This is a genomic window from Microbacterium sp. CFBP 13617 (assembly GCF_014839445.1).
Classification (GTDB): domain Bacteria; phylum Actinomycetota; class Actinomycetes; order Actinomycetales; family Microbacteriaceae; genus Microbacterium.
In genome coordinates this window covers 263,188-270,881 of sequence record NZ_JACYNW010000005.1, presented here as the reverse complement: position 1 = coordinate 270,881, position 7,694 = coordinate 263,188, and the positions used below count along the sequence as shown (strand labels likewise).

Genomic DNA, 7,694 nt, shown 5'->3' with positions numbered 1-7,694 from the left:
TGGTCTTATCGCCGGTGGAGGGGCTCACGGTCGTTTTGTCGACGGACCCGCTGACGAAAATTGGACCCGTGATATCCGCGCTGACTTTCGCGGCTGACGCGCTTTTCGCAGGTGCGGGGGATGGAATGGGTGTCGGCGTCACGAACGAAGCCGTGGGCTGCGGGGCTGCCGAAGGGGTGGACTGGAGCGGCAAGACCGCCGCAGCCTCCGAGGGACTGAAGGTTGGTGTTGCCCAAGCCGTGCCCGCTCCTCCACCAATAGTCACGACCCCGAGAGTGATCGCCACTGTAATGAGCGCGCGCAGGCGCAGCGAAAGTCTGTTCACGTTTCCCCCCGGGGGCGTGGCATCCATGCACACGCTCCAGGCTGAACGTAGCAGTGCTCAGGCAGGACCGAAGACACAAGAAGAAGGACACGTGGGCGTCCCCAGGGGCTCTGAAGCGAGGCCGTTGCGACGGAGAGTAGTGCGATAGGCGACTCTTGTGGGCGAGACGCTGTGCCACCGCCCGGACAAGATCGTGATCGTAACCAGCACCGATTATGGGACAGTCCCTAGCGCCGTGCGAGATCGCGTGAAGCCCAGCGAAGCCGGGGAGGACTCCTACCGACTCGACGGGGCCTTTCGTGAACTGAGTGGATTGTCCTGACACGTAGGACTGAGGGTCCGAGTAGATGAGAGTGGCCCTCGCGAAGTCGCACCTTCGGAGCATGAGCGGCAGGGTGACTAGGTGGGGGGGCGTCATGCCCGTTATATCGATCGCGATATCGAGGCTCCGGTCGAGGCCTAGTTCTTTGAAGCATCGCTCCCACGCATCGATCGCCCCCTCGCTTGCATCCATCGACGTTCGTGCCCTCGTGAGCGCATAGATCTCGGCCCGTCGGCGAGGTCGTCGCTTGGAGTCCTGCGAGTTCTGGTCCCGCGGACGGATGCCTCGGAGCCGTTGGGTGTCTATTGGGCCATCGTCGATGACCTCGTAGCGAGCTCACGGGCGGAAACAGCCGGGGCGGGCATATGTGAACCGCACGGAGCGTTCACGGGCCCATGCTCCATGCGGAGGGCGTCTCGTTTCGCCGCGCTCGCCAGATGAACGAGAGCTTCGCTCAGTGGTCGGCAAGAGTAGGTCTAGGGGCGACGCGAAAACTGCCTCTCGCCGGGCAAGGCAAAACCCCCGCGGATAGAAGCTCCGCGAGGGTTTCTGGGATGACGTAATGATCATCCGTGTGGCTCCGACGGGCGTCGATCCCGTGACCTCACGATTTTCAGTCGTGCGCTCTACCAACTGAGCTACAGAGCCGAGCGGCATGTCTGCCGCTTCCGAGACGAAAGGCCTTCTCGAAAGAAGGCCCGTCGCTGTGGAGCGACCCTGACGGGACTTGAACCCGCGACCTCCGCCGTGACAGGGCGGCACGCTAACCAACTGCGCTACAGGGCCATGCGTATTAAGTTATTCCACCGGAAAGTGACCCCAACGGGATTCGAACCCGTGCTGCCGCCGTGAAAGGGCGGTGTCCTAGGCCGCTAAACGATGGGGCCGGATGAGCCTGAAACCTTGCGATTTCATCCTCGCTTGCCGACGACCGAGCCTACTTCACAATCTCGGAGATTGCCAATCGAGGGCGTGGCGTCCGCGCCGACGGCGTGTCGTGGGCCCAGGATGGGGCGCGACAGCGGGAACTCGCCCTGTTGTACGTGTGACTCGTGTTGCTACTGTTGGCCGAGTTGCGAACCGGTGAGATGAGGTATTCCCGTGACGCTCGAGCGCCCCGACGAATCAGATGACTGCGGCTGCGCGCCCACTGCGAAGGAGCAGCGGCGCCTCTGGCCGTCGTTCGACCGACGCAGCGCGCTGAAGCTCGGAGCTTTCGGGGCTGTCGCCTTCGGCGCCTTCGGGGCTGCGGCGTCGAGCTTCGGTTCCCCCGCCTTCGCCGCCGACTACCCCTCGTGGGCCGATGTCGAGGCTGCCCGCGCGAACGAGTCGGCCAAGGCGGGTGAGATCTCGCGTATTCAGGGCCTCATCCAGGGTCTGCAGTCCGAGGTGGCGCGCACGCAGGCCGAGGTCATCGCGCGTTCCGACGAGTACTACGCGGCGCAGCAGGCGTACCTCGACGCCGACTACCGCGCTCAGCAGATCCAGTCGCAGGCCGACGCGAAGGCCGCTGAGGCCGTCGACGCCGCGAACAAGGCCGGCAAGGTCGCCGCGCAGCTGTACCGCTCGGGCGGTGACGACACCTCGCTCGACCTGTTCTTCTCGGGCTCGGCCGCGACGGCCGACGATCTGCTGGCCAAGCTCGGCACGATGGACAAGCTCCTCGACCGCAACCGTTCGGTGTACGCCGCGGCCATCACGGCGCGCGACTCCGCGCAGCAGTTGAGCAATCAGGCCGGCGACGCCCGCACCGAGCGCGACCGTCTGCAGAAGATCGCCGAAGAGAAGATGGTCGCCGCTCAGCAGGCCGCCGAAGCGGCTCAGGCCGCGCTCGCCGAGCAGCAGTCGAACCAGGTCGTGCTCGAAGCCCAGCTCGCCGCCCTGCAGGACACCACGGCCAAGACCGTCGCCGACTACCAGGCCGGTGTCGAGGCCGAGCGCAAGGCGCGCGAAGAGCGAGAGCGCCGTGCCCGCGAAGAGGCCGAGGCGCGCGACCGCGCCGAGCGCGAGCGTCGCGAGCAGGAAGAGCGCGACCGCCAGAACAACAACAACAACAGCGGCGGTGGCGGCGGCGGCAGTAGCGGAGGCGGAGGCGGCGGCGGAGGTGGCGGCGGCGGCGGCGATGTCGGCGGCTCCGGGTGGGCGCGTCCCTCGTCGGCGGGCACCACATCGGGCTACGGCCCCCGCTCCAGCCAGTGCAACGGCAGCTACTGCGCCAGCTCGTGGCACCTGGGGCTCGACTTCGGCGCGGGATGCTACTCGCCGATCTACGCGGCTGCCGACGGGCGCGTCACGTACGCGGGCTACAACGGTGGCTACGGCAACTACATCCGCATCCAGCACGGCGACGGCTCGTCGACCGGTTACGCCCACATCGTCGACGGCGGCATCTACGTCTCGTACGGACAGAGCGTGGGCGCGGGTCAGCAGATCGCCGCCACCGGTCAGACGGGCAACTCGTTCGGCTGCCACCTGCACTTCGAGGTCTACCCGCCGTGGGGCGGCACGACCGACCCGGCGGGCTGGCTGCGCGATCGCGGCATCTACACCTGATCCGGTCCACCTCATCCGGTGAACGAGAAAACCCCCGGTCGATGACCGGGGGTTTTCTGCGTCAGACCGAGGTCAGAGGGTGTTGGGCGCTTCGCCCGAGCCCTGCGTCTTGGTCTGGGCGTCGTGCTCCTCGAAGCGCGTGAACGCCTCGCCCACCAGGCGCTCGGCCTCGGCGGCATCCGCCCAGTCGTCGACCTTGACCCACTTGTTGGGCTCGAGGTCCTTGTAGTGCTCGAAGAAGTGCGTGATCTCCTTCTTGGTCCAGTCGTCGATGTCGCCGACGTCCTGGATGTGGTCCCAGCGCGGGTCCTTCGCGAGCACGGCCACGACCTTGTCGTCGCCACCGGCCTCGTCGCTCATCTTGAGCACGCCCACCGGACGGACCTTGGCGAGGATGCCCGGGTGCAGGTCGCGGTCGAGCAGCAGCAGCACGTCGAGCGGGTCGCCGTCTTCGCCGAGGGTGTTCTCGAAGAAGCCGTAGTTGGCCGGGTAGCCGAACACCGTGTAGAGGATGCGGTCGAGGTACACACGGCCGGTGCCGTGGTCGACCTCGTACTTCACGCGGCTGCCGCGGGGGATCTCGATGACGGCGTCGTACGCGCCCATACTCGTGCTCCTTAGATCTGTGGATTTCCGCGCCCAGCCTATCCGGCACGCACCTCGCCGCACGGGCGTGCACGACTCCGGCGTAACGCGCGCTCTCGCGACCGGTGACGCGGCCGCGCGCGCGGGCCCGCTCGTGCGCGCGACACCGCGCGACCGCCGAGCCCGCCGCTACCGTGGAGGCATGGACCACCGCCCCGGGCTCGACCCGTCCGTCGCCGAGGTGCGCCGCGCCGTGCGTGCGGCGCTCGACACGACCGACGGCGCCGTCGTCGTCGCCCTCTCGGGTGGCGCGGACTCGCTGGCTCTCGCGGCGGCGACCGCGTTCGAGGCCGGGCGTCGTGGCATCCGGGCCGAGGCGGTCGTCATCGACCACACCCTGCAAGCGGGATCGGATGCCGTGGCGGCTCGCGCCGCCGAGGCCGCGCGCGGGCTGGGCATCGGCGCGCGCGTCGTCGCCGTCGAGGTCGCGACGGAGGGCGAGGGGCCCGAGGCCGCGGCCCGCGCGGTACGCTACGCGGCCCTCGCCCGCGCGGCGGAGCAGATCGGCGCCGACACCGTCCTGCTCGGTCACACGCTCGACGACCAGGCCGAGACGGTGCTGCTGGGGCTCGCGCGGGGCTCGGGCAGCCTGAGCCTCGCCGGCATGCCGGCGGAGCGACGCGACTCCACGGGCCCGCTGTGGGTTCGGCCTCTGCTGGGCGTGCGTCGGGGTACGACCGTCGCCGCGTGCGCCGCCGAGGGCCTCGAGCCGTGGGCGGACCCGCACAACGTCGACTCGGCGTACGCCCGCGTGCGCGTGCGGGAGCGCGTGCTGCCCGTTCTCGAAGCGGAGCTCGGCCCGGGGATCGCCGAGGCCCTGGCCCGCACCGCGGAGCAGCTGCGCGAAGACGCCGCGGCCTTCCAGGACATGATCGACGAGACGATCGAAGACATCGTCGAGCACGCCGAGGCCGGGATCTCGGTCTCGGTCGCCGCCCTCGCCGCGAACCCCGCGGCGCTGCGCAACCGCATCGTGCGCTACGTCGTCGAGAGCGAGTTCGGGGTGTCGCTGTCTCGGGCCCAGACGCTCGAGGTGGCCCGGCTGGCGACCGACTGGCGCGGGCAGGGGCCGATCGATCTGCCCGCGTGTCTCGCCCGACGCGTGGGTGCCCGCATCGAGATCGTCGCGCGGGCGGCATCCTGATTCCCCCGACGTAGACTTTCGGAATGCGCGCGGCCGACATCTCCGACGACATCAGCGAAGTCCTCCTCACCGAGGAGCAGATCCACGGCAAGCTCGCCGAGTTGGCGACGCAGGTCGCCCGCGACTACGAGGGCCGCGACGTGGTGCTGGTGGGGGTGCTCAAGGGTGCGGTCATGGTCATGGCCGACTTCGCCCGGCACCTGCCGATCCACGTCTCGATGGACTGGATGGCCGTGTCGTCGTACGGCGCCAGCACGCGCTCGAGCGGCGTCGTGCAGATCCGCAAAGACCTCGACACCGACATCACCGGCAAGCACGTGCTGATCGTCGAGGACATCATCGACTCCGGCCTCACCCTCAGCTGGCTGCTCGAGAACTTCGCTTCGCGCGGTGCCGAGTCGGTCGAGGTGCTGGCGCTGCTGCGCAAGCCCGACGCCATGAAGGTGCAGGTCGACTGCCGGTACGTGGGCTTCGACATCCCCAACGACTTCGTCATCGGGTACGGCCTCGACTACGCCGAGCGCTACCGCAACCTCCGCGACGTCGCGGTGCTCGCGCCCCACGTCTACTCCTGACCGCGTCGAGAGCGGGCGTGTACGCCCATGACGAACGCACAGGCCCGGCATAGTTCGCGGGCGTTAGCCTAATTCGACCGCATTCTGCGGAGGATCACGAAAGGGCTGGGCTCGCCCACCATGAATTTCAAGAAGATCACGCGTAATCCGATCATCTACGTTCTGCTGGTCGGTCTGCTTCTGGTCATCGGCTTCTCGCTCATCTCCAACCTCAGCGGTGCGCGTCAGGTCTCCACCCAGGAGGGTCTGCAGCTGCTCAAGGGCGGGACGGTCACCCAGGTGGTGACCAACGACCCCGATCAGCGCGTCGATCTCACGCTGTCGCAGCCCTTCGAGGGCGCCAATGACGTGCAGTTCTACTACGGGCAGGCCCGCGCGAGCGAGGTCGCCACCGCGATCGATTCCGCCGCCCCCTCCGACGGCTTCAACGACGTCGTGCCCAAGGCCAGCTGGTTCGACGGCCTGCTGGGCCTCATGCTCCCGCTCATCCTCCTCGGCCTGCTGTTCTGGTGGCTGCTCTCGAGCGCCCAGGGCGGGGGGAGCAAGGTCATGCAGTTCGGCAAGTCGCGCGCCAAGCTCGTGACCAAAGAGACGCCCACGGTCACGTTCCAAGACGTCGCCGGGTCCGACGAGGCCATCGAAGAGCTCGAAGAGATCAAAGAGTTCCTGAAGGACCCGAAGAAGTTCGAAGAGGTCGGCGCCCGCATCCCGAAGGGCGTGCTGCTGTACGGCCCTCCCGGAACCGGCAAGACCCTGCTCGCCCGCGCCGTCGCCGGTGAAGCCGGTGTGCCGTTCTACGCGATCTCGGGGTCGGACTTCGTCGAGATGTTCGTCGGTGTCGGCGCGAGCCGCGTGCGCGACCTCTTCAACCAGGCGAAAGAGAGCTCGCCCGCCATCATCTTCATCGACGAGATCGATGCCGTCGGTCGCCACCGCGGCGCCGGCATGGGCGGCGGTCACGACGAGCGCGAGCAGACGCTGAACCAGATGCTCGTCGAGATGGACGGCTTCGACCCCAAGGTCAACGTCATCGTGATCGCGGCGACCAACCGCCCCGACATCCTCGACCCCGCTCTTCTGCGTCCGGGCCGTTTCGACCGCCAGATCGGCGTCGACGCCCCCGACCTCAAGGGTCGCCAGCGCATCCTCGAGGTGCACGGCCGCGGCAAGCCGCTGTCGGACTCGGTCGACCTCGAGGTCGTCGCCCGCAAGACGCCGGGCTTCACCGGCGCCGACCTGGCGAACGTGCTCAACGAGGCCGCGCTGCTCACCGCCCGCTCCAACGCGCAGCTCATCGACAACCGCGCGCTCGACGAGGCCATCGACCGCGTCATCGCCGGTCCCCAGCGCCGCACCCGCGTCATGCGCGACAAGGAGCGGCTCATCACGGCGTACCACGAGGGCGGACACGCCCTCGCGGCGGCGGCGATGAACCACACCGACCCGGTCACGAAGGTCACGATCCTTCCCCGCGGCAAGGCGCTCGGCTACACGATGGTGCTGCCCCTCGACGACAAGTACTCCATCACCCGCAACGAGCTGCAGGACCAGCTGACGTACGCGATGGGCGGCCGCGTCGCCGAAGAGATCGTCTTCCACGACCCCACCACCGGCGCCTCGAACGACATCGAGAAGGCGACGAGCATCGCCCGCAAGATGGTCACCGAGTACGGCATGACGAACGAGGTGGGTCCGGTCAAGCTCGGCTCGTCGTCGGGCGAGGTGTTCATGGGCCGCGACATGGGTCACGGCCGTGACTTCTCGGAGCGCATCGCCGAACGCATCGACGCCCAGGTGCGGGCCCTCATCGAGCAGGCGCACAACGAGGCCTACCAGGTGATCAACGACAACCGTGCCGTGCTCGACCGCCTCGCCCTCGCTCTGCTCGAGAAAGAGACGCTCGACCACATCGAGCTCGCCGAGATCTTCACCGACGTCAAGCGACTGACGCCGCGCCCGCAGTGGCTGTCGTCGGGCGATCGTCCGGTCTCGACCCAGCCGCCGGTCGACGTGCCGCGTCGCGCGCAGCCCGCCGGTATCGCAGCCTCCACCGAGGCGCAGTCCCAGACGCAGGCTGCGACGCAGCCCCGTCCGAGCGGACAGACGCGACCGGCCACCGCCTGAGGCGCC

At 68.3% G+C, this 7,694-nt stretch carries 5 protein-coding genes and 3 tRNA genes; 4 read left to right on the top strand and 4 right to left on the bottom strand.

What is annotated here, in order from left to right; translation table 11 throughout:
• Nucleotides 1-1,222: 1,222 nt before the first annotated feature.
• The 3 genes from IFU40_RS16590 to IFU40_RS16580 all read right to left on the bottom strand — a co-directional run bounded on the left by IFU40_RS16590 (nucleotide 1,223) and on the right by IFU40_RS16580 (nucleotide 1,534).
• Nucleotides 1,223-1,295: transfer RNA gene (locus IFU40_RS16590), tRNA-Phe, on the bottom strand.
• A 64-nt stretch (nucleotides 1,296-1,359) separates the two neighbouring features.
• Nucleotides 1,360-1,433 (bottom strand) — tRNA-Asp (locus IFU40_RS16585).
• Between the two features lie 28 nt (nucleotides 1,434-1,461).
• Nucleotides 1,462-1,534 (bottom strand) — tRNA-Glu (locus IFU40_RS16580).
• A 214-nt stretch (nucleotides 1,535-1,748) separates the two neighbouring features.
• Between IFU40_RS16580 and IFU40_RS16575 the strand changes: the two genes are divergently transcribed.
• On the top strand, nucleotides 1,749-3,200 hold the full coding sequence (locus IFU40_RS16575; RefSeq protein WP_191927019.1) for a peptidoglycan DD-metalloendopeptidase family protein: 1,452 nt from the start codon (nucleotides 1,749-1,751) through the stop codon (nucleotides 3,198-3,200).
• Nucleotides 3,201-3,272: 72 nt separating this feature from the next.
• On the opposite strand, the gene IFU40_RS16570 is transcribed toward IFU40_RS16575, so the two are convergent.
• Nucleotides 3,273-3,806: an inorganic diphosphatase gene (locus IFU40_RS16570; protein ID WP_055833321.1), complete on the bottom strand. Its 534-nt coding sequence runs from the start codon at nucleotides 3,804-3,806 to the stop codon at nucleotides 3,273-3,275.
• A gap of 181 nt (nucleotides 3,807-3,987) precedes the next feature.
• Between IFU40_RS16570 and tilS the strand changes: the two genes are divergently transcribed.
• The 3 genes from tilS to ftsH all read left to right on the top strand — a co-directional run bounded on the left by tilS (nucleotide 3,988) and on the right by ftsH (nucleotide 7,688).
• Nucleotides 3,988-4,989 (top strand): tRNA lysidine(34) synthetase TilS, encoded by a 1,002-nt coding sequence (tilS, locus tag IFU40_RS16565; protein WP_191927018.1) that lies wholly within the window; start codon nucleotides 3,988-3,990, stop codon nucleotides 4,987-4,989.
• 23 nt (nucleotides 4,990-5,012) lie between these two features.
• Nucleotides 5,013-5,564, top strand: a complete 552-nt coding sequence (gene hpt, locus IFU40_RS16560; protein ID WP_055833327.1) for a hypoxanthine phosphoribosyltransferase — start codon at nucleotides 5,013-5,015, stop codon at nucleotides 5,562-5,564.
• A gap of 120 nt (nucleotides 5,565-5,684) precedes the next feature.
• Nucleotides 5,685-7,688: an ATP-dependent zinc metalloprotease FtsH gene (gene ftsH, locus IFU40_RS16555; RefSeq protein ID WP_070408663.1), complete on the top strand. Its 2,004-nt coding sequence runs from the start codon at nucleotides 5,685-5,687 to the stop codon at nucleotides 7,686-7,688.
• The last annotated feature ends 6 nt before the right edge of the window (nucleotides 7,689-7,694 follow it).